Below are 21,001 nucleotides of genomic sequence, written 5' to 3' on the forward strand. Positions count from 1 at the left end.
GCGTCACAGGTTGGCGAAGCAGGGGTCGTTGTTGTTGCCGGTGGGGATGCTCGCGTTCCGGGTGGAGAAGTGGCTCGTCACACCGGTCGACGTGACCTGCACGCTGTCCGCGTGGATGCCCAGCGGGTAGTTCTTGGTGAACTGCGAGGTGAAGTCGTCCAGGGTCGACTGCACTGACTCCTTCGGCATCGTGAAGCCCAGCGCGTTGAAGCTGACGATCTGCAGCTGCAGGCCGGTGCCCGACACCACCGGCTTGGTGGTGAGGTTGTCCAGCATGCCCTTCAGCTCGATGGTGCCGTCGTTGGGATGCGTGGTCACCGTGTTGGTGACGAACGGGCCCAGCACCGGAATCGCGTTCTGAACCGATTCCTTGATCCCGTCCGACGTCCAGGTGACGTTCGCGTCAAGCGATCCGATGGTGCCCTTGGAGTCCTGCGTGTCCTTGAGCCGGACGTCGCGGATGTTGATGTCGATCTTCATGCCCTTGGCGTCACGCACCTGATTGCCTGCCGTCGACACCGAGATGTTGGTGTAGTGCTTGGTGAGTTGCTGCCACAGCATCAACGGCGCCACCCCGAACGACGCGGTCGCCTGGTCCTTGACCTCGCACGCCACCGCCTCGGCGACCTTGCTGTTGGCGACGTGGCGGACGTACAGCTCGGCGCCGACCAGCCCGGCGATCACCAGACACACCACGATGATGCAGACCAGCACGACGGACAGCGGGTCGCGCAGGAAGCGCCGCTTCTTCTTGCCCGGGGCCGGCTCCCCGCCGGGGGTGGCCAGCTTCTCCGTGGGCCCCGCAGGCGGGACGGGCGGCGGCGGCGGCGCGTAATCGGGCCGCTGCATGTTCGGCGGGGGAGTGCTGATCCGTTCGGTCCGGCCCGGCGGCGGACCGGAAGCCGGCGGCGGCGCAGGTGCTGGGCCGCCGGTGCTGATCCGCTCGGTCGGCCGCTCGGTGGGCGGCTGGCCAAAGGGGCCCTGATTGCCGGGACGGCCCCACGGCGACGGGTCAGGGTTCGGCGGTCCTTGTGGGTTCGTCACCCGACCGATTCTGCCCTATCCAGCTGAGCGAAATCTGAGTGGTTGCGTAGCACCGCGAAGCTCTCGCGGGCCTTCGCCACCCGGTCGACGTCGATGTCGGCCACCACCAACTGCGGCCCGGGACCGGCCGACGCGACCACTTCGCCGAACGGCGAGGCCACCAGGCTGCCGCCCACCCCGGTGGGGGCGCCCGAGGCGGTCAGTGGCTCGCCCGGGTCGGCCTGGCCGGTCGCCGCGACGTACGTCATCGAGTCCAGCGCGCGGGCCCGCGCCAACAGCGTCCACTGGTCGAGCTTGCCGGGGCCCGCACCCCACGACGCGCAGACGGCGATCAGCTGGGCGCCGCGGCGGGCCAGCTCGGTGTAGAGCGCCGGGAAGCGGATGTCATAACAGACCGTCAGCCCCACCCGGACGCCTGCGACCGTGATCACCACCGGCTCGTGGCCGGGCGCGACGGTGCGCGACTCGGTGAACCCGAACGCGTCGTAGAGGTGGATCTTGTCGTAGTGCGCGTCCGGTTCGTTGGGACTGCCCGGCCCCGCCGCGATCAACGTGTTCTTCACCCGCCCGTCCCCGGCCGGGGTGAACATGCCGGCGACCACCGTGATCCCGCTGTCCGTGGCGATGCGCCGCACGCTCGTCGCCCAGGGCCCGTCGACCGGCTCGGCGATCGGCGCCAGCGGGACGCCGAACCGGCACATGGTCGCCTCCGGGAACACCACCAGCTGAGCACCCGAGTCGGCTGCCCGGCCCGCGTACTCGCGCACCAGGTCCAGGTTCGCGGCCGGATCGGTGCCGCTGAGGATCTGCGCCAACGCGATTCGCATGGCCGCCAGCTTAGGCTCGACGGGTCACGCGGTTCCGCCGATCCACTCCTCGGTGAACCGTTGTTCCACCGCCACCAGCTCGGCCAGCCGGGCGCCGATGATGTTCTCCAGCTTGCCGCCGATGATCGGGACGCGTACCTGGACGGTGGCCCGAAAGCTGAGCCGGGCACCCCCCGTCTCGTGGATCGGCGACAGCATCGCGGTACCGGTCAGATTCACCGGGGCGTCCAGGATCGAACCGACGACCGAACCCTGCGCGGCGCCGTCGGCGACCGGTCCCCACGTCTCCTCGCGCCTGATTCGCAGGTCGCCGACGTGCAACTGCGTGACCATCCCGGGCAGCTTGTGGCTGTGGATCACCTGGACGGTGACGACCTCGACGGTGTCGCCACCGACCCGGATCGATTCCAACACGGCGACGTCGACACCGGATCCGGCCAGCCGTGCCCGCCAATAGGTCTCGTCCGTGAACGCCCGATGGACCGCTTCAACGCTGCCGTCGTAGTCGGCCGACAAGTCGAATGAACGCGGCATAGCAGGTGAGGCTACCGTTACGGGCCATGAAATCCAGCGATGCCGGTTCGACATTCGCCGGCGCGCACGTCGCCGAGGCGGTGCCCCTCGCGCCGCTGACGACGTTGCGGGTGGGGCCGGTCGCGCGCCGCCTGATCACCTGCACCAGCACGCGACAGGTGGTCGACGTGGTGCGGGAGCTGGATGCCGAAAGCCTTGGGGGAGAACATCGCCCGGTATTGGTGTTCGCCGGCGGCTCCAATCTGGTGATCGCGGACACCCTGACCGACCTGACCGCGGTTCGGCTGGCCAACACCCGCATCGCCGTCGACGGCAACCTGCTGCGCGCGGAGGCGGGCGCGGTGTGGGACGACGTCGTGGTCAGCGCCATCGAACACGGCCTGGGCGGGCTGGAATGCCTGTCCGGGATCCCGGGATCGGCCGGCGCCACCCCGGTGCAGAACGTCGGGGCGTACGGCGCGGAGGTCTCCGACACCATCACCCGGGTCCGGGTGTTCGACCGGGCCGGCGGGGAGGTTCGCTGGGTGCCGGGCGGCGAGCTCGGCTTCGGCTACCGCACCAGCGTGTTCAAGCGGGCCGGCCTCGAAATCCCTTGGGTGGTGCTGGAAGTCGAGTTCGCGCTGGACGCCTCGGGCCGCAGCGCCCCGCTGCGCTACGGCGAACTGGCGGCCGCGCTGGGGGTGGGCGGTGGCGAGCGTGCCGACCCGTCGGCGGTCCGCCGGGCGGTGCTGAGGCTGCGGGGCGGCAAGGGCATGGTGCTCGACCCGGACGACCACGACACCTGGAGCGTGGGTTCCTTCTTCACCAACCCGGTGGTCGCACCCGAGGTGTACGAGCGGCTGGCCGGCGCCGCTGACGGGCCGGTTCCGCACTACCCGGCCCCGGACGGCGTCAAGCTGGCCGCCGGCTGGCTGGTGGAGCGGGCCGGCTTCGCCAAGGGCTATCCCGACGATCCGGCGGCCCGGTGCCGGCTGTCCACCAAGCACGCGCTGGCGCTGACCAACCGCGGCGGCGCCACCACCGAGGAGGTGATCGCACTGGCCCGCACCATCCGCGACGGCGTTCGTGATGTGTTTGGTGTCACATTGATGCCCGAGCCGGTCCTGCTCGGCTGCAGGCTGTAGCTCGGAATCCTGCCGACGACCGCCCCGACCCCGATTTGTCGCGGCGGGGTCGGTGGATTTTGCCCGGTATCTTTGACTTTCGTGAGCACGTCGCAGAACCGGCCGCCGATCAACCGGCGCGTGGCATTGGCGACCCTCGGACTGGGGGTGTTCGCCCCCAGCCTGCTCGCCGCGTGCGGCGGAACCACGGCCAAACAGGCCGAGAAGAAGGAGCAGCCCGCGGCGAAGCTGAAGTTCCAGCCGGCCGACGCCACCGAGAACGTGGTGCCGATCGCGCCGATCAGCGTCGAGATCAGCGACGGCTGGTTCCAGCACGTCACGCTGACGAATTCGGCCGGCAAGGCCGTGGCGGGCAAATTCAACTCCGACCGCACCGTCTACACCACCACCGAGCCGCTGGGCTACGACGCGACCTACACCTGGAGCGGTTCGGCGGTCGGGCACGACGGCAAGGCGATCCCGGTCACCGGCAAGTTCACCACGGTGTCGCCGAGCAAGAAGATCAGTGGGGCATTCCAGCTGGCCGACGGGCAGACCGTCGGGGTGGCGGCGCCGATCATCATCCAGTTCGACGCGCCGATCACCGACAAGGCGGCCGTCGAGAAGGCGCTGACGGTCACGACGAATCCGCCCGTCGAGGGCAGTTGGGCGTGGCTGCCCGACGAGGCGGCGGGCGCTCGGGCGCACTGGCGCACCCGCGACTACTACCCCGCGGGCACGACCGTCAACGTCGACGCCAAGTTGTACGGCCTGCCGTTCGGTGACAGTGCCTACGGCGCCGACGACATCTCGCTGAACATCCAGATCGGTCGCCGCCAGGTGGTCAAGGCCGAGGTCACCTCGCACCGCATCCAGGTGATCAGGGACGAAGGCGTCATCATGGACTTCCCGTGCAGCTACGGCGAGGCCGACAAGGCGCGCAACGTCACCCGCAACGGCGTCCACGTGGTCACCGAGAAGTACGCGGATTTCTACATGTCCAACCCCGCCGCCGGCTACAGCCACGTGCACGAACGCTGGGCGGTCCGGATCTCCAACAACGGCGAGTTCATCCACGCCAACCCGGCGAGCGCGGGCGCGCAGGGCAACACCAACGTCACCAACGGCTGCATCAACCTGTCGACCGGCGACGCCGAGCAGTACTTCCAGTCGGCGATCTACGGCGACCCGGTCGAGGTGACCGGGAGCTCGATCCAGCTGTCCTACTCCGACGGCGACATCTGGGACTGGGCCGTCGACTGGGACACCTGGGTCGCCATGTCGGCGCTCCCGCCACCCACCGCGCGCCCGCCGTCCACCCAGATTCCGGTGACCGCGCCGGTCACCCCGTCGACCGCCCCGACCCTGTCCGGCACGCCGACGACGACCACCACGTCCAGTCCGGGGGCTAACCCCGGCGGTTGAACCGGGTGGCCGACGCCTGGTCGCGCGGCTTCATGACGATCAGGTCGAGGTCGACGTGGGACGGCCGCGAGGCCACGAAGCCGATCACCTCGGCGACGTCCTCGGCAACCAGCGGCGTCATGCCGGTGTAGACGGCGTCGGCGCGTTGTTGATCGCCGTCGAAACGAACCAGCGAGAACTCGGTCTCCACCGCGCCCGGCGCGATCTCGGTCAGCCGCACCGGCTTGCCCAGCAGCTCTCCGCGCAGCGTGCGGTGCAGCGCCCCCTGGGCGTGTTTGGCGGCGGTGTATCCGGCGCCCCCGTCGTAAACCTCAAGTGCCGCAACCGATGTCACTGTGACGATCAGGCCGTCACCGGATTCGATGAGCTTGGGCAGCAGCGCCCGGGTGACCCGCAGCGTGCCCAGCACGTTGGTCTCCCACATCCACCGCCAATGGTCGAGGTCGGTGTCGGCGACCGGTGCCAGCCCGCGCGCGCCGCCCGCGTTGTTGACCAGCACGTCGACCCGGCTCAACTCGTCGGCCAGCGAAGCGACTGCCGCGTCGTCTGTGACGTCGGCCACAATGGCCGTCCCGCCGATCTCCCTGGCCAGGGCGTTGATCCGGTCCGCCCGCCGCGCCACCGCGACCACGTGAAAGCCCTGCGCAGCAAGGGTCTGCGCGGTCGCCTCGCCGATTCCGGAGCTGGCCCCCGTGACCACCGCGACGCGCTCATTCCTGACATTTCCAGCCATCGAAACAACCTTAGTGAACGTGCTAAATTTTCGGAGTGCACCTCAGCGCCCTGTCCAGCACCACCACCGCGTGTCTCTGCGCGGCGGGTGCGTGTTGTTGTCGCGCACTTTGCCGCTCCTGACTTTCAGGTGTGGCCAGTGACGGCCAACAAAATTCGGACAAAGGACGCTCGTGCGCTCGAATACCCTCACCCAAGCTCACCATTCACCCAGTCGCGCCGACTATCAGGGGCACCGTTCGGTGCGCCGTCAGATCGTGCCACCGGCGCTGCACATCCCCGACTCGGCGGCCGCCTCGGTGTTCCGGGCCGTGCGATTGCGCGGCCCCGTCGGCCGTGACGTCATCGCCGGCGTCACCTCGCTGAGCATCGCGACGGTCAACCGCCAGGTCATCGCCCTGCTCGAGGCCGGTTTGCTGCGGGAACGCGCCGATTTGGCCGTCTCCGGGGCGATTGGCCGCCCGCGCGTGCCGGTCGAGGTCAACCACGAACCGTTCGTGACGCTGGGCATCCACATCGGGGCCCGGACCACCAGCATCGTGGCCACCGACCTGTTCGGCCGCACCCTGGACACCGTCGAGACGCCGACACCGCTCAGTCCCGCCGGCCCCGCGCTGGCGGCCCTGGCCGAGAGCGCCGCACGCTACCTGCGGCGTTGGCACCGGCGCCGCCCGTTGTGGGTCGGCGTCGCGATCGGCGGCACGGTCGACGGCGCCACCGGCCACGTCGACCACCCGCGGCTGGGCTGGCGTCAGGCGCCGGTCGGCCCGGTGCTGGCCGACGCGCTGGGACTGCCCGTGTCGGTGGCCTCGCACGTCGACGCCATGGCCGGGGCCGAGCTGCTGCTCGGCATGCGGCGATTCCTGCCCAGCTCGCCCACCAGCCTCTACGTCTACGCCCGCGAGACCGTGGGCTATGCGCTGGTGATCGGGGGCCGGGTGCACTGCCCGGCCAGCGGCCCCGGCACCATCGCCACCCTGCCGGCCCATTCCGAGCTGCTCGGCGGCGCCGGGCAGCTGGAATCCACCGTCAGCGACGGGGCGGTGCTGGCCGCCGCGCGCCGGCTGCGGATCCTCCCGTTCGCCCCGCCGGGCGCCCCCAACGCCCCGGCCGCCGGCATCACCGATCTGCTGCGGGTGGCCCGGGCCGGCAACGAGCAGGCCAAGGACCTGCTCAACGAGCGGGGCCGGGTTCTCGGCGAGGCGGTGGCGTTGCTGCGCGACATGCTCAACCCCGACGAACTGGTGGTCGGGGGCCAGGCCTTCACCGAGTATCCCGAGGCGATGGAGCACGTGGAGGCGGCGTTCGCCGACCGCTCGGTGCTGCCGCCGCGCGACATTCGCGTCACGGTCTTCGGCAACCGGGTGCAGGAGGCCGGTGCGGGGACCGTGTCGCTGGGCGGGCTGTACGCCGACCCGCTCGGTGCGATGCGGCGGGCGGGGGCGCTGAACCCGCGGGTGCGCGAGGCCGCCGCCGACGAGTCTTCCGCTTAACGCGAAGCCATGCCGTGGGCGTTGGGCTGGTGAGCCGGCCGTCCTGTAAAGATGAGAAGGTGCGGCACGATGACGTATTCCGGCTGAAACCGCGCCGCGTCGCAGTGTTGGCGGTGCACACCTCACCGCTGGCCCAGCCGGGCACCGGCGACGCCGGGGGCATGAACGTCTACGTGCTCCAGACCGCGTTGCACCTGGCGCGCCGCGGCATCGAGGTGGAGATCTTCACCCGGGCCACCGCGTCCGCCGACCCGCCCGTCGCGCGGGTGGCGCCCGGCGTGCTGGTGCGCAACGTGGTGGCGGGCCCGTTCGAGGGCCTGGACAAATACGACCTGCCCACGCAGCTGTGTGCGTTCGCCGCCGGGGTGCTGCGCGCGGAAGCGTCGCACGAACCGGGCTACTACGACATCGTGCACTCGCATTACTGGCTGTCCGGACAGGTGGGCTGGCTGGCCCGCGACCGCTGGGCGGTGCCGCTGGTGCACACCGCGCACACGCTCGCCGCGGTCAAGAACGCGGCACTGGCCGCGGGCGACGCGCCCGAGCCGCCACTGCGCACAATCGGCGAACAGCAGGTGGTCGACGAGGCGGACCGGCTGATCGTCAACACCGATGACGAAGCCAGGCAACTGGTTTCGATCCATCGCGCCGACCCGGCCCGAATCGACGTCGTCCACCCGGGGGTGGATCTCGAGGTGTTCCGCCCGGGCGACCGCCGGGCGGCGCGGGCCGCGCTGGGGTTGCCGCTCGACGAGGACGTCGTCGCGTTCGTCGGGCGGATTCAGCCGTTGAAGGCGCCCGACATCGTCCTGCGCGCCGCCGCGAAATTGCCGGGCGTGCGCATCGTGGTGGCGGGCGGCCCGTCGGGCAGCGGCATGGCGTCCCCGGACGGGCTGCGGCGGCTGGCCGACCAGCTCGGCATCGCGGCGCGGGTGACGTTCCTGCCGCCGCAGTCCCGCACGGACCTGGCGACCTTGTTCCGGGCCGCCAGCCTGGTCGCCGTGCCGAGCTATTCGGAGTCGTTCGGCCTGGTGGCCGTCGAGGCGCAGGCGTGCGGCACGCCCGTGGTCGCCGCCGCGGTCGGCGGCCTGCCGGTGGCGGTGCGCGACGGGATCACCGGCACGCTGGTGTCCGGTCATGAGGTCGACCGGTGGGCCGACGCGCTGGATGGGATGCTGCGGCTGCGCGGGCGGAGGGCCGAGGCGATGAGCCGCGCGGCCGCCGCGCACGCGGCCACGTTCTCCTGGGAGAACACCACGGACGCGCTGCTGGCCAGCTATCGCCGCGCGATCAGCGCATACACCGAGGAGCGGCGCGGGGTGGGCGCATGACGTCCACTGTGGAGCGCGTGATCGAGGACGCGCTGCGGGCCAGCGGTCTGGCCTACTCCAAACACGATGGCGCGCACGGCGGTCCGCCCGGGATGGTGGTGGAGCTGCCCGGCGAGCGCAAGCTCAAGACCAACACCATCCTGAGCATCGGCGAGCATTCGGTGCGCGTCGAGGCGTTCGTGTGCCGCAAGCCCGACGAGAACCACGAGGGCGTTTACCGCTTCCTGCTCAAGCGCAACCGCCGCCTCTACGGGGTGGCCTACACGCTCGACAAGGTCGGCGACATCTACCTGGTGGGCCGCATGTCGCTGGCGTCGGTGGACGCCGACGAGATCGATCGAGTGCTCGGACAGGTGCTCGAAGCGGTGGACTCGGACTTCAATACGTTGTTGGAGTTGGGCTTTCGCTCGTCGATACAGAAAGAATGGGAGTGGCGGGTGTCCCGCGGCGAGTCGCTGAAGAACCTGCAGGCGTTCGCTCACCTGATCGATGAAGACGACGACGGGGACGACTGACGCGCCCCGGGGGCGTGAGAGACTTGCCGCCATGGGAGACACTGCCACGCTGGTGCTGCTGCGCCACGGCGAGAGCGACTGGAACGCCCTGAACCTGTTCACCGGCTGGGTGGACGTCGGGCTGACCGAAAAGGGCCGGGCCGAGGCGGTGCGCAGCGGCGAGCTGTTGGCCGAGCAGGGCCTGCTGCCCGACGTCCTCTACACGTCGCTGCTGCGCCGCGCGATCACCACCGCGCACCTGGCGCTGGACGCCGCCGACCGGCTGTGGATCCCGGTGCGGCGCAGCTGGCGGCTCAACGAGCGGCACTACGGCGCGCTGCAGGGCCTGAACAAGTCGGAGACCAAGGAGCGCTACGGCGAGGAGCAGTTCATGACCTGGCGGCGCAGCTACGACACGCCGCCGCCGCCGATCGAGAAGGGCAGCCAGTTCAGCCAGGACACCGACCCGCGGTACGCCAACATCGGCGGCGGCCCGCTGACCGAATGCCTGGCCGACGTGGTGGTCCGGTTCCTGCCGTACTTCACCGACGTCATCGTCCCGGACCTGCGCAGCGGCAAGACGGTGTTGATCGTCGCGCACGGCAACTCGTTGCGGGCCCTGGTCAAGTACCTCGACCGGATGTCCGACGACGACGTCGTCGGGCTGAACATCCCGACCGGGATTCCGCTGCGCTACGACCTGGACTCCGACCTGCGGCCGGTGCTGCCGGGCGGTACCTACCTGGACCCGGAGGCGGCCGCCGCGGGTGCCGCGGCGGTAGCCAGCCAAGGGCGCGGGTGACGCCGCTCGCGGCGCCGTCTGCGCTTCTCATAGGCCTGTTTGCCGAACATCGCGTGAACGGAAGTGGAACACCTGAAGCGGAAAGTGTGACTTGTCCGATTTTGGCCTCGTTCCGCTAGGGCAGCGTTCAGGAAGATTTGTAGGATTTGCTATGTGACTGTGTTCTCGGCGCTGTTGCTGGCCGGGGTGTTGTCCGTGCTGGGGCTGGCCATAGGTGTAGCAGCCGGGACCCGGCTGTCGCCGAGAGCGGCCCAGCGCCGGCAGCGAGTGAGCACCGAATGGACGGGGATCACCGTCGCGCAGATGCTGCAACGCATCGTCGCACTGATGCCGCTGGGGGTCGCGGTGGTGGATTCCCACCGCGACGTCGTCTACCTCAACGATCGGGCTAAGGAGCTGGGCCTGGTGCGCGACCGGCAGCTCGATGACCAGGCATGGGAGGCGGCCCAGCAGGCGCTCGGCGGCGTCGATGTCGAATTCGACCTGCGGCCGCCCAAGCGGGCGGCGGGCCGGTCCGGGCTGTCGGTGCACGGTCAGGCCCGGCTGCTCAGCGAGGAAGACCGCCGGTTCGCCGTGGTGTTCGCCCACGACCAGTCCGACTATGCGCGCATGGAAGCGACCAGGCGCGACTTCGTGGCCAATGTCAGCCACGAGCTCAAGACCCCGGTCGGGGCCATGGCGCTGCTCGCCGAGGCCCTGTTGGCGTCGGCGGACGACCCCGAAACCGTCCGCCGGTTTGCCGAAAAGGTGCTCGTCGAAGCCAACCGGCTGGGGGACATGGTCGCCGAGCTGATCGAGCTGTCTCGGCTGCAGGGCGCGGAGCGGCTGCCCAACGTCACCGAGGTTGACGTGGATACCGTTGTGTCGGAAGCGATCTCACGCCACAAGGTGGCCGCCGACAACGCGCAGATCGAGGTTCGCACGGATGCGCCCAGTGGCCTGCGGGTGCTGGGCGACGAAACGCTTCTGGTCACCGCGCTGGCCAACCTGGTGTCCAACGCGATCGCCTATTCGCCGCCCGGTTCGCCGGTCTCGATCAGCCGTCGCCGCCGCGGCGACAACATCGAGATCGCCGTCACCGACCGTGGCATCGGGATCGCGCTGGAAGACCAGGAGCGGGTCTTCGAGCGGTTCTTCCGGGGGGACAAGGCACGCTCGCGCGCCACTGGCGGCAGCGGGCTGGGCCTGGCCATCGTCAAACACGTCGCGGCCAACCACAACGGCAGCATCGGGGTGTGGAGCAAGCCGGGGACGGGATCGACGTTCACGCTGTCGATTCCGGCCTACAAGGACGATGACGAGCAACCCGAGCCACCGCAGGGTCGCGAGGTGCGGCCCAACAGGTCACAACGAGAGGAAGAACTAAGTCGATGACCCGCGCTTACGACGATGCAGAGCATCGCGATGAGAAGGAGTGGCGCGCATGACCAGTGTGCTGATCGTGGAGGACGAGGAGTCGCTGGCCGATCCGCTGGCATTCTTGTTGCGCAAAGAGGGCTTCGAGGCCACGGTCGTGACCGATGGACAAGCCGCGCTGGCCGAGTTCGATCGTGGCGGCGCCGACATCGTGTTGCTCGATCTGATGCTGCCCGGCATGTCGGGGACCGACGTGTGCAAGCAGCTGCGCGCTCGTTCCAGCGTGCCGGTGATCATGGTGACCGCGCGCGACAGCGAGATCGACAAGGTCGTCGGGCTGGAGCTCGGCGCCGATGACTATGTGACCAAGCCGTATTCGGCGCGCGAGTTGATCGCCCGGATCCGCGCGGTGCTGCGCCGCGGCGGGGACGACGACTCCGAAATCAGCGACGGTGTGCTCGAGTCCGGACCGGTTCGGATGGATGTCGAGCGACACGTCGTCTCAGTCAACGGCGACACAATCACCTTGCCGCTCAAGGAATTCGACTTGCTCGAGTACCTGATGCGCAACAGCGGCCGGGTGCTGACCCGCGGGCAGTTGATCGACCGGGTGTGGGGTGCCGATTACGTCGGCGACACCAAGACGCTCGACGTCCACGTCAAGCGGTTGCGGTCCAAGATCGAAGCCGATCCGGCCAACCCGGTCCACCTGGTGACCGTGCGGGGGCTGGGCTACAAGCTCGAAGGCTAGCCCTTCCGAGCAACGGTTGATCGCATCGGCGTCCCACGTGATGTGTCGACCGCTTTCGACGGCGCGCTCCGGCTGGGCGGAGGCGCGGATTATCGCGCTGCCTTGGAGGCCGGGTGGTGAGTCTTCGCTTTCGCGTGGGTAGAGCAGCAATGCGTCATATCGCAGTGGAACCGGTCACTGCATTCATGCGAACAATAACTTGATGCGGCCGGAAGCCAGCCCGGATCGGACAGGTCCCGCCGGCGGGCGTCGGGATCAAACGTGTGGCCGCAATGTACACAGGTCTTGACCCTGGTCCTGGTAGCCATGCCGGTCAGGGTACGCGCCGCGGCCCCGAATCGGTGCTGGTTTTGAGATCGACGGCGGCAATCGACTCCCGCAAGACGCCCAGTGCGGAGAATTCAACGCGAAATCGCCTGCGCCAGCGAATTACTTTCTGAAACTAACTCGGTCGCCGTCCCTTCTCCCATCACCGCAGTTTTGGCGCGACCGGCGCAGTCATTTCGGTGAAATCGAGGGCGCACCAGGTCAATAGGTGCTAATTGCGCGACGCTGCGGAATGGCCTGCAGCGCGGAATGTTTCCCACGCAACCGGCTCACGGTTTTTCGCCGTGCAACGCGGTCGTGCGTACCGCTCTGTTGATCGTCGCTTCGTCTCGTCCACACGCGAGTGGCCCGCCCCGGTATCCCAGAGCAAGCGGATCAGGTGGGGCACGACGAGCGGTGCGGTGACGGCCGGGCGGCGTAACGACGGCGCACCGCAGGAATGAATTCGGCAGCCATGGTGTTCGGTTAGCCGTGGCGCACGCGACGAAATGCCTGAACGGACGAAGTGTCTTAACATCAGCCCCGTCGGGCAATCGTGATCGGGGAGAACGGTCTTGACGCTTCTGAGGCGGGGATGGGTTCTGCTCGTCGTGCTCGTGGCAGTGATCATCGGCGGCGTTGCGGTGGACCGCCTCAACGGCGTCTTCCCTGGACCGGGCCTACCCAAACCCGATCCGCGGGATGCGACCCCGCCGTATGCGGCCAAGACTGCCATCTACGAAATCCTGGGACCGCCGGGGACGACCGGCGTCGTCAACTGGATGGATGCGGACGCGCAACCGCAGAAGGCCAACTTCACCACGTTGCCGTGGTCGCAGACGATCGTCGCCGAGATGCCCGGCATCTTCGCCTACGTCGTCGCCCAGGGTGACGGTCCCTCGATCGGCTGCCGGATCACCGTCGACGGCAAATTGGTCGATCAACAACAGGTCAACACGCGCGATGCGCAGGTCTCCTGCTTGGACAAATCCGCGTGACCGACGACGACACCAACGACACCGACGAAATCCCCGTCGCGCCGCGCACCGGGGTGGAGCGCAAACCGCGAGTCGCCCACACCATCCGCGTCCTCGCGCTGCCGATCGTCCTGATCTGGCTGCTGATCGCGGTCGGCGTCAACATCTTCGTCCCGCAGTTGGAGAAGGTTGCCGAGGACGTCTCGGTGCCGCTCTCGCCATCCGACGCGCCTTCGGTGACCGGGATGAAGCACATCGGGGAGAAATTCAAGGAGTACGACTCCGACAACCTCGTCCTGGTGACCCTCGTCGGTGACAAACCTCTGGGCCAGGACGCTCACCGCTATTACGACGATCTGGTCAAGAAGCTGAAGCAGGACACCAAACACGTCGAGCATGCGCTCGACTTCTGGGGGCAGCGGTTTACGGCCTCGGGCGTCGAGAGCTACGACCACAAGTCCGCCTACGTCCAGGTCAATTTGCGGGGCGACCAGGGCGGCGCCGTCGGCGACAAGTCGGTTGACGCGGTTCGCAAGATCGTCGAGGACTCGAAGCCGCCGCCGGGGGTGAAGGCCTACGTCGCGGGCCAGGGAGCCCTGACCGACGACACGATCGTGGTCGGTAACGCGAGCCTGTTCAAGATGACGATCATCACCGTCATCATCATCGCGATCATGCTGATGTTCGTCTATCGGTCCATCGGCACGGTGCTGCTGACGATGGTGATTCTGTTCGTCGGCCTGGCCACCGGCCGGGGCGTGGTGGCGCTGCTGGGCGACACCGGCATCATGGGGCTGTCGACGTTTGCGGTCAACTTGCTGACGGCGCTGGCCATCGCGGCCGGGACCGACTACGCGATCTTCATGGTGGGCCGCTACCAGGAGGGTCGCGAGCGGGGGCTCGACCGCGAAGCCGCCTACTATGACACCTTCGCCGGGGTCACCAAGGTGGTTCTGGGTTCGGGTTTGACGATCGTCGGGGCGTTGGCGTGTCTGCATTTCACCCGGCTGCCCTACTTCAGTTCGCTGGCGTATCCGTGCGCAATCGGTCTGCTGGTGGTGGTGGCCGCCGGGGTGACCCTGACGCCGGCGCTGATCGCGTTCGCGAGCGGCTTCGGCCTCTTCGATCCGAAGCGAAAGTTCAACTACACCCGGTGGCGCCGCCTGGCGACGGCAATCGTGCGGTGGCCGGCGCCGATCCTCGCCACCTCCGTCATCCTCGCGATTGTCGGCGCCGTGGGATTGTCGGGCTTCAACCCGCGCTACAACGACCTGTACTACCTGCCGAAGAGTGCGTCCTCGGTTCAGGCGTACACCGCGGCCGATCAACACTTCACCCAGGCCCGGCTGAACCCGGACCTGCTGATGATCGAATCGGACCACGACCTGCGCAATCCGACCGACATGCTGGTCCTGGACAAGATCGCCGGAGCCATCTTCCGGGTGCCCGGCATCGAACGGGTGCAGAGCATCACCAGACCTCTTGGGCCGCCGATCCAAGATGGATCTGTTCCGTTCCAGCTCAGTGTGCAAACCGCGCCGATCCGCAGCAACCTGAACTACCTCAAGGACCGCGTCGGCGACATCAAGAAGATCACCGGCTTCCTCGACACCCAGATCACCCTATTGGAGCGCCAGTACGCGGTGACCCAGAAGCTCGCGGACGCCGCGGATCACAGCGCGAAAACCACGGGGGAGACGGCGGCCATCACGGACGAAATCCGCGACCACATCGCGGATTTCGACGACTTCTGGAGACCGGTTCGCAGCTACTTCTACTGGGAGAGGCACTGCTACGACATCCCGATCTGTTGGTCGCTACGAAGCCTGTTCGACGCCCTCGACGGTTTCGATCTACTGGCCGAGAAGTTCCACGCCCTCACCAGCGACCTCACCAACACGGCCGCGGCCACCCGCGAATTGCTGGCGATCATTCCCGAGAACATCGCCGTCACCAAGGCGATCCGCGATACGACGCTGACCATCTACAGCACGTTCGACAACCTGGTCGATCAGTTCGACCGGCTGACCGACACGAACGCCGTGATGGGCAAGTCCTTCAACGACTCTCAGATCGAGAGCCTGTTCTACCTGCCGCCCGAGATCTTCCAGAACCCGGACTTCCAGCTGGGGTTGAGCTTGATGGTGTCGCCTGACGGCAAGGCCGCTCGCTTCATCATCACCCACGCGGTGGATCCGGCGACGACGGAAGGAATCTCGTCCGTCAATCAGGAGCGCCAAGCGGCCAAGGAGGCGCTGAAACTCACCTCGCTGCAAAACGCCGACATCTACCTCGGCGGCACGGCCGCAACGTTTAACGACATCGCCAACGGCGCCAAGTACGACCTGCTGATCGCCGGGGTGGCCTCGATCGTGCTCATCTTCATCATCATGGTGATCGTCACCCGCGCCCTGGTCGCTGCGGGCGTCATCGTCGGCACGATCGTGATGTCGCTCGGGGCCGCCTTCGGGTTCTCCACCCTGATCTGGCAGCATCTTCTCAATTTCCAGTTGCACTGGGTGGCAACCGAATTCGCGCTGATCGTGCTTTTGGCGGTGGGTTCGGACTACAACCTGATGCTGGTGTCCCGAATCGAGGAGGAGATCGGAGCCGGCCTGAAAACGGGACTCATCCGCGGCATGGGCCTCACCGGGCCGGTGGTGACCGCGGCCGGTCTCGTGTTCGCCGTCACGATGGCCACGATGATCACCAGCGATCTCCGGGCGATCGGCCAGTTCGGCACGACGATCGGGCTGGGCCTGATGTTCGACACCTTCGTCGTCCGATCGCTCATCACGCCTTCGATCATGACGGTGATGGGTCGCTGGTTCTGGTGGCCGAAGCGGGTACGGGTCCGCCCGGCCAGCCAGATGCTTCGGTCCGTCGGGCCGCGCCCGCTGGTTCGTGCCCTGCTGTACCAGCCGCGGCACGCGGTTCCCCGGGATTCGCAGGCGTAGCTCGCAAGCCAATCGTCTAACCCTCGCCGAGCGTCTCGGCGTCGGAGCGATCTCGGCGACCGCCGCGCGAGTGGGGGCGCGGCTTGCTGTCACGCGGGGTTTGCGTCGATTGCTGGTGCCCGACCACGTCCGGCGTTATTCTATCGCCGTTAAAAAAGTATTCTATGACTGTTGAAAATATCCCGGCCCGCCGCTGAGAGGACCGTCGACATGGACTTTGCGTCGTTGCCCCCGGAGGTCAACTCCGGGCTGATGTATGCCGGCCCCGGATCGGGACCGATGCTGGCGGCCGCCGCAGGCTGGGACGCGTTGGCCGCCCAGCTGGAGTCCACCGCCAACGGCTATGCGGCCGAGCTGGCGGGGCTGACCGGCCAGGCGTGGTCCGGCCCCTCCTCGCTGCTGATGGCGGCCGCGGCCACACCCTATGTGGAGTGGCTGTCCGCTGCCGCCGCGCAGGCCGCCCAGACCGGCGCCCAGGCCTACGCGGCGGCGGCGGCCTACGAGGCGGCGTTTGCGATGACGGTGCCGCCGCCGGTGATCGCGGCCAACCGGGCGCAGTTGCTGGCGCTGATCGCGACCAATTTCTTCGGACAGAACACCCCGGCGATCGCGGCCACCGAAGCGCAGTACATGCAGATGTGGGTCCAAGACGCCACGGCGATGTATGGCTATTCCGCCGCGTGTGAGACCGCCAGCACCCTGGCCCCGTTCGACGAACCGCCGCAGACCACCAACCCGTCCGGGCAGGCCGCTCAGGCCCAGACGGTGGCGCAGGCCACCGGCAACGCCACACAGCAGCTGGCCTCGACCAATGCCACGGTCCACACGGTCAGCTCGACCACCGCCAACGCGGTCACGCCCGTCGCTCCCGGCGAAACTGTCGTCGCCCCGCCGGGCAGCACGATCACCATCGGCGCCAACACGGGCATGTACCTCAACAGCGGCTCGATCACGATCACGGGCTCCGGCACCAACCTCATCAGCTTCGGCTCCGTTATCGTCAACCCCGGCAGCACAATTCACACGATTATCGACTGTTCCGAGGGCGGTGTGCTGATCCCCGGCGGCGTTGACGTCACCGCGGGGTCCAGCCCCCTCGTCCTCACGCCCGGATCGTTCCAGGAGGTTCTGGTCGCCCTCGTCAACGGCTCGGCCACACTGCCCGTCGTCGGCGCGGAACAGGTCGCCGTCCAGACGTTCGCGAACACCGCCACCGCTATCGCCGGCCCCGCAGGCGCGTCCATCACCAACGTCTTCGGCACCGTCAGCATCGCCACGGTCACCCCCCTGCCCAGCTCGCCGAGCGCATTGGGTGCCGCATTAGGCGGGCTGGCCTCGCCGGGCCTGGCCGGTACCGCGGGAATTCAGCCTCAGCTCGACGTCGATGGGCTCGTGGAATGGGTCCAGACCGTTACCGGTGCCGACCTGGCGAGTGCCGGTTGAGCGAAGCGCGGCAGGCGGGAAACATGCGGGCGCACAACAAGACCCGGCCGGTATGGCCGTTCCACCCCTCGTCCGGTGTCGGCGCGCCATCCGCGGACTCAGGCAACGCGGCCACGCTCGGGTCACTGGCGGTGCCGCCGGGCTGGACGGTGGTGGACAAGACGGTCGAGTCGGATCGGCCTTCCTTGCCGGACACCGGCGTCGATGCCGCCGCGCCGGGGCGCACGTTCCAGCGGGCCCTGATGGCAACGATCACCGGACGCGCCGGGCGTCCATCACCGCGTCGGAGACACCCAGCGCCAGGGCCATGATCGACACCTGCGGGTTGACCTCCGGACAGCTCGGCAGGATCGAGGCGTCGGCCACCCACACGCCGTCCACGCCGCGCAGCCGCCCCGTCTCGTCGACCGGGCAGAGCTGATCGTCGGTGCCCGCCGCCGCCGTGCCCGTCGGGTGGAACGCGGCCAGGTGCAGGCTTCTCGGGTTGCTGCGGCGCAGCGCATCCTGCAGCGCCGGCAGTGACGTCACCGTCTTGGCCTCGGGCAGACCGGTGAGCACCTCGACGGCGCCCGCGGCGAACAGCAGCCGGCCCATCGCCTCGATGGCGACCATGAGCTTGGCGATGTCGGCCCGGTCGATGGGGTAGCGGATGACCGTTTCGCTGCGCGCGGACGACACCGACCCGACACCGCGGTCGGCGACCATGGCGCCGAATGTGGCCACCCGGGGCGCCCGGTCGAGCCAGCCGAGCAGCTCGGCGCCGTAGCCGGGAAAGACCATCGAGCCCATCCCGGGCGGGGTGGAGGTCGCCTCGATGAGGACGCCGTGCGATTCGTGCAGCTCGTGGACGGCGGCGCTCTGCAGCACCCCGTGCCAGGCGACGACGTCGTCCTCGAACCGCCCGGCGAGCACCGTCGCCGGATGCAGGGCAAGATTTCGGCCGAGTCGCGGGTGCGCACCAAATCCGCTGCGCCGCAATAGGTTCGGCGTCTCGGTGGCGCCTGCGGCCACGACGACCGTGTCGGCCAGGACGTCGAGCGTGGTGCCGTCGGGGCGGCGGACGCGCACCCCGCGGGCGCGTCCGTGCTCGTGCAGCACCCGTTCGACGCGAGCGTGCGAGATGATCCGCGTACCCGCGGCGCACGCCTCGGGCAGCGCGTTGAGGTGCACGCCGAACTTGGCGTTGCGGGGGCAGCCGATCGCGCACTGGCAACAGCCTTCGCAGCCCGGCGCGTTGCGCGGGATGGGCGCCGCGTCCCAGCCCAGGGTGGCGGCGGCGTCGAGCAGCAGCCGCCCGTTGCGGCCCATGATCTCCAGCGGCACCGGGGCGACCCGCAGCGTGCGTTCGACGTCGTCGAGGTGCTCGGCCAGCCGGTCGGGATCGGCCAGGGCGAGCCCGAACTCGTCGCGCCAGCGCCGCTGCACGGCCGCCGGCGGCCGGTAGCAGGTGCCGGAGTTCACCACCGTGGTGCCGCCGACCGCGCGGCCGATCGGCAACACCACCGACGGGCGTCCCAGCGCGATGGTGGCCCCGGCGCCCCGGTACAACCCGGCGTAGCGGTCGATCGGGTGCGTGGTGCGGAATTCCTGGACCGTCCACCGTCGTCCCTCCTCGAGCACGACGACGTCGAGACCCGCACGGGCCAGGGTCCGGGCCGCCATCGCGCCGCCGGCGCCGGAACCGATGACCACGGCGTCGGCGGTGACAAGGGACGGGCTATCGGCCGAAACGGTGACGGTCAGGTCCGCGTCGGGGCGCGCCACGTCGTGCCGGTGGGCGCGGGCGAAGAGTTCCGGCGCGTAGGCGTCGGCGCCGTTGGCCAGCAACACGATTGCCTTCACGGCTTCGATGGCAGCACCGGCCTCCGGGCTGAGCGCCGCGACCCGCCGCAGCACCTGGGCGCGCCGGTCCGGGCTCAGCCGCGCCAGTGACCGGCCGGTGGTGAGATAGCTTGCGGCAGTTGCCGATGCCATCCCGGCCCGGACACCCAGCCGGGACGTCGCCGGGAGCTGGGTGAGGTAGCGCTCGATGCGCTCGACCAGCTGACCCGGCGGGGGGCCGCCGTGCTCCCGCGGCAGCAGCGCGGTGCCGAACGACGCGGTTGCCCGCTCGGCCAGCCGACTCATAGCAGGCGTCCGAGCCGGCGGCCCATCTTGATGAAGAACGGGTAGGTGGCGAAGATGGCCCCGGCGGCGGCGTGCATGGGCCAGTCGAGCTGTTCGGTTTGCACACCGAAAACGCCGCTGTTCCACATGAAGTCGCGGCCGTTGCGGGCGCGGAAGGGCCGCCACAGGACGCCGAGCCCGGGCACGTTGTTGTAGAGCCCGAACGATCCGCCGAAGAAGACGCCCAGGGTGGCGGCCTCGGCGACATCGCGACGATCCGGCGGCACCTGCCGTTCGATCAGCGCCCCCGCGGCGAACAGCAGTGGCGGGTCGAGGAGAAAGCTCATGTCGGAATCCTTTCGTTGAGGTCGGGCGCCTCGGGGCCGCGCAGGCCGACCTCGGCATGTCCGAGCACCGACCACCGCCGATCGTCGATCTCGACGTGGACGTCGGCTTGTTCGGTGTTGGTGCACACCGCTGCGCCGCCGTCGGGGTCGGTGTAGCCCAGGCTCACGCACTTCTCCGCCGGCTGATCGATCCGGATGAGCACCCGGCGACCGCCGATGCGCCCCTCCAGCTGCCAGTGGGCCACGCCGAGCGTCGTCCGCATCCGCAGCGAAGGCAGGAGCCCGGTCAAAGGGCTTGCGGGCCAATCCTTTCCATCGATCCGGAAGCGTACGAAGGCCAGCGGGGCCAGCCTGCGCAGGCCCGGCTTGTGCGAGACGGCGGTGACCGCCTCGAGGACGTCGCCGTTGCCGAGGTCGGCGTGGACCCAGCCCCAGCGTTTGGCGTTGCCGTGCCCGTAGATGTGGGCGACGCCGCCGCGCCACCCCTCGATGGGCGCGGCGGCGTCGTTGATGGTGAGCGAGCCGGTGAAGTCGGCGGTGGGGGCGATGACGACCTGGGCGCCCGGCAGCAGCTCGCGGTCCCAGGCCGCGCGGGGAAACGTCCAGAGCGGAGCGCCGGTGTCCGTCCAGGACAGATCCCAGGCCAGCGACCCGGCACGTCCGCTGAGCTGTTTGTCGCCCACCCGTACGCCCTCGGCGTCGAACCACCAGGGGCCGGTCGCGGGCTGGGTGGGCACGGGTCCGAACCGCCCGGTGCGCGGCGGACCGTCGGGCGCGAACCAGGTGGCCCAGCCGTGCGCGTAGGCCTGGTCGGCACCGGTGACCGGGGCCACCGTCTCGCAGTGCACCCACAGCCCGGCGCGCGTCTGGGGATCCGACAGCGTGGCGTACCAGACCTCCAGGCGGCCCGCCTTGCCGCGCCAGCGTGGCGTCGCCGCCGACCGCGTGTCCTCGTCCATTGCTCACCTCCGGT

At 69.0% G+C, this 21,001-nt stretch carries 19 protein-coding genes; 12 read left to right on the forward strand and 7 right to left on the reverse strand.

All coding sequences use genetic code 11. The annotated features are described in order from the left end of the window. Positions 1 to 3: 3 nt before the first annotated feature. The 3 genes from G6N37_RS22955 to G6N37_RS22965 are packed head-to-tail and all read right to left on the reverse strand — an operon-like array spanning position 4 to position 2,405. On the reverse strand, positions 4 to 1,044 hold the full coding sequence (locus tag G6N37_RS22955; RefSeq protein ID WP_174813877.1) for an LmeA family phospholipid-binding protein: 1,041 nt from the start codon (positions 1,042 to 1,044) through the stop codon (positions 4 to 6). Beyond that, positions 1,041 to 1,871, reverse strand: a complete 831-nt coding sequence (locus G6N37_RS22960; RefSeq protein WP_163683691.1) for a carbon-nitrogen hydrolase family protein — start codon at positions 1,869 to 1,871, stop codon at positions 1,041 to 1,043. Before G6N37_RS22960 ends, G6N37_RS22955 begins: the two co-directional genes overlap by 4 nt. Positions 1,872 to 1,895: 24 nt before the next feature. Further along, complete coding sequence (locus G6N37_RS22965; protein ID WP_163683692.1) at positions 1,896 to 2,405, reverse strand: DUF2505 domain-containing protein; 510 nt, start codon at positions 2,403 to 2,405, stop codon at positions 1,896 to 1,898. Between the two features lie 26 nt (positions 2,406 to 2,431). Here G6N37_RS22965 and G6N37_RS22970 point away from each other — a divergent pair, with 26 nt between their 5' ends. Both G6N37_RS22970 and G6N37_RS22975 read left to right on the forward strand, forming a co-directional pair. After that, positions 2,432 to 3,529, forward strand: a complete 1,098-nt coding sequence (locus G6N37_RS22970; protein WP_163683693.1) for a UDP-N-acetylmuramate dehydrogenase — start codon at positions 2,432 to 2,434, stop codon at positions 3,527 to 3,529. 33 nt (positions 3,530 to 3,562) lie between these two features. Then, positions 3,563 to 4,933 carry a L,D-transpeptidase gene (locus G6N37_RS22975; RefSeq protein ID WP_174813975.1) on the forward strand — a complete coding sequence of 457 codons (1,371 nt, stop codon included), beginning with the start codon at positions 3,563 to 3,565 and terminating at the stop codon, positions 4,931 to 4,933. Here the strand turns inward: G6N37_RS22975 and G6N37_RS22980 are convergent. Further along, complete coding sequence (locus G6N37_RS22980; RefSeq protein ID WP_163683695.1) at positions 4,917 to 5,666, reverse strand: SDR family NAD(P)-dependent oxidoreductase; 750 nt, start codon at positions 5,664 to 5,666, stop codon at positions 4,917 to 4,919. The two genes, G6N37_RS22975 and G6N37_RS22980, sit on opposite strands and share 17 nt — an antisense overlap. 241 nt (positions 5,667 to 5,907) lie before the next feature. Between G6N37_RS22980 and G6N37_RS22985 the strand changes: the two genes are divergently transcribed. The 10 genes from G6N37_RS22985 to G6N37_RS26715 all read left to right on the forward strand — a co-directional run bounded on the left by G6N37_RS22985 (position 5,908) and on the right by G6N37_RS26715 (position 17,886). Continuing rightward, positions 5,908 to 7,158, forward strand: coding sequence for an ROK family transcriptional regulator (locus G6N37_RS22985; protein WP_174813878.1), 1,251 nt, complete (start codon positions 5,908 to 5,910; stop codon positions 7,156 to 7,158). A 29-nt stretch (positions 7,159 to 7,187) separates the two neighbouring features. Beyond that, positions 7,188 to 8,489, forward strand: a complete 1,302-nt coding sequence (gene mshA, locus G6N37_RS22990) for a D-inositol-3-phosphate glycosyltransferase (protein ID WP_232075155.1) — start codon at positions 7,188 to 7,190, stop codon at positions 8,487 to 8,489. Then, positions 8,486 to 9,004, forward strand: a complete 519-nt coding sequence (locus G6N37_RS22995) for a type III secretion system chaperone family protein (RefSeq protein ID WP_163683697.1) — start codon at positions 8,486 to 8,488, stop codon at positions 9,002 to 9,004. The genes mshA and G6N37_RS22995 overlap by 4 nt, the downstream gene beginning before the upstream one ends. A gap of 31 nt (positions 9,005 to 9,035) precedes the next feature. Further along, positions 9,036 to 9,785: a phosphoglyceromutase gene (locus G6N37_RS23000; protein WP_163683698.1), complete on the forward strand. Its 750-nt coding sequence runs from the start codon at positions 9,036 to 9,038 to the stop codon at positions 9,783 to 9,785. A gap of 153 nt (positions 9,786 to 9,938) precedes the next feature. Next, complete coding sequence (locus G6N37_RS23005) at positions 9,939 to 11,159, forward strand: sensor histidine kinase (RefSeq protein ID WP_163683699.1); 1,221 nt, start codon at positions 9,939 to 9,941, stop codon at positions 11,157 to 11,159. Positions 11,160 to 11,208: 49 nt separating this feature from the next. Beyond that, on the forward strand, positions 11,209 to 11,892 hold the full coding sequence (gene regX / locus G6N37_RS23010) for a two-component sensory transduction protein RegX (RefSeq protein WP_007167631.1): 684 nt from the start codon (positions 11,209 to 11,211) through the stop codon (positions 11,890 to 11,892). Positions 11,893 to 12,773: 881 nt separating this feature from the next. Beyond that, a complete protein-coding gene (locus G6N37_RS23020) occupies positions 12,774 to 13,196 on the forward strand; it encodes an MmpS family transport accessory protein (protein ID WP_163683701.1) in 423 nt (140 codons plus the stop codon). Beyond that, positions 13,193 to 16,132 (forward strand): MMPL/RND family transporter, encoded by a 2,940-nt coding sequence (locus G6N37_RS23025; protein ID WP_269475733.1) that lies wholly within the window; start codon positions 13,193 to 13,195, stop codon positions 16,130 to 16,132. The genes G6N37_RS23020 and G6N37_RS23025 overlap by 4 nt, the downstream gene beginning before the upstream one ends. 210 nt (positions 16,133 to 16,342) lie before the next feature. Further along, positions 16,343 to 17,575: a PPE family protein gene (locus G6N37_RS26500; protein WP_163683702.1), complete on the forward strand. Its 1,233-nt coding sequence runs from the start codon at positions 16,343 to 16,345 to the stop codon at positions 17,573 to 17,575. A gap of 23 nt (positions 17,576 to 17,598) precedes the next feature. Continuing rightward, positions 17,599 to 17,886, forward strand: coding sequence for a PPE family protein, SVP subgroup (locus G6N37_RS26715; RefSeq protein ID WP_372514737.1), 288 nt, complete (start codon positions 17,599 to 17,601; stop codon positions 17,884 to 17,886). On the opposite strand, the gene G6N37_RS23040 is transcribed toward G6N37_RS26715, so the two are convergent. The 3 genes from G6N37_RS23040 to G6N37_RS23050 are packed head-to-tail and all read right to left on the reverse strand — an operon-like array spanning position 17,828 to position 20,987. Beyond that, positions 17,828 to 19,702, reverse strand: a complete 1,875-nt coding sequence (locus tag G6N37_RS23040; RefSeq protein WP_163683704.1) for a GMC family oxidoreductase — start codon at positions 19,700 to 19,702, stop codon at positions 17,828 to 17,830. The two genes, G6N37_RS26715 and G6N37_RS23040, sit on opposite strands and share 59 nt — an antisense overlap. Beyond that, positions 19,699 to 20,028 (reverse strand): hypothetical protein, encoded by a 330-nt coding sequence (locus tag G6N37_RS23045; protein ID WP_163683705.1) that lies wholly within the window; start codon positions 20,026 to 20,028, stop codon positions 19,699 to 19,701. Before G6N37_RS23045 ends, G6N37_RS23040 begins: the two co-directional genes overlap by 4 nt. Then, positions 20,025 to 20,987, reverse strand: coding sequence for a hypothetical protein (locus tag G6N37_RS23050; protein WP_163683706.1), 963 nt, complete (start codon positions 20,985 to 20,987; stop codon positions 20,025 to 20,027). The genes G6N37_RS23045 and G6N37_RS23050 overlap by 4 nt, the downstream gene beginning before the upstream one ends. Positions 20,988 to 21,001: the final 14 nt, after the last annotated feature.

This window comes from Mycobacterium seoulense (assembly GCF_010731595.1).
Taxonomy (GTDB): domain Bacteria; phylum Actinomycetota; class Actinomycetes; order Mycobacteriales; family Mycobacteriaceae; genus Mycobacterium; species Mycobacterium seoulense.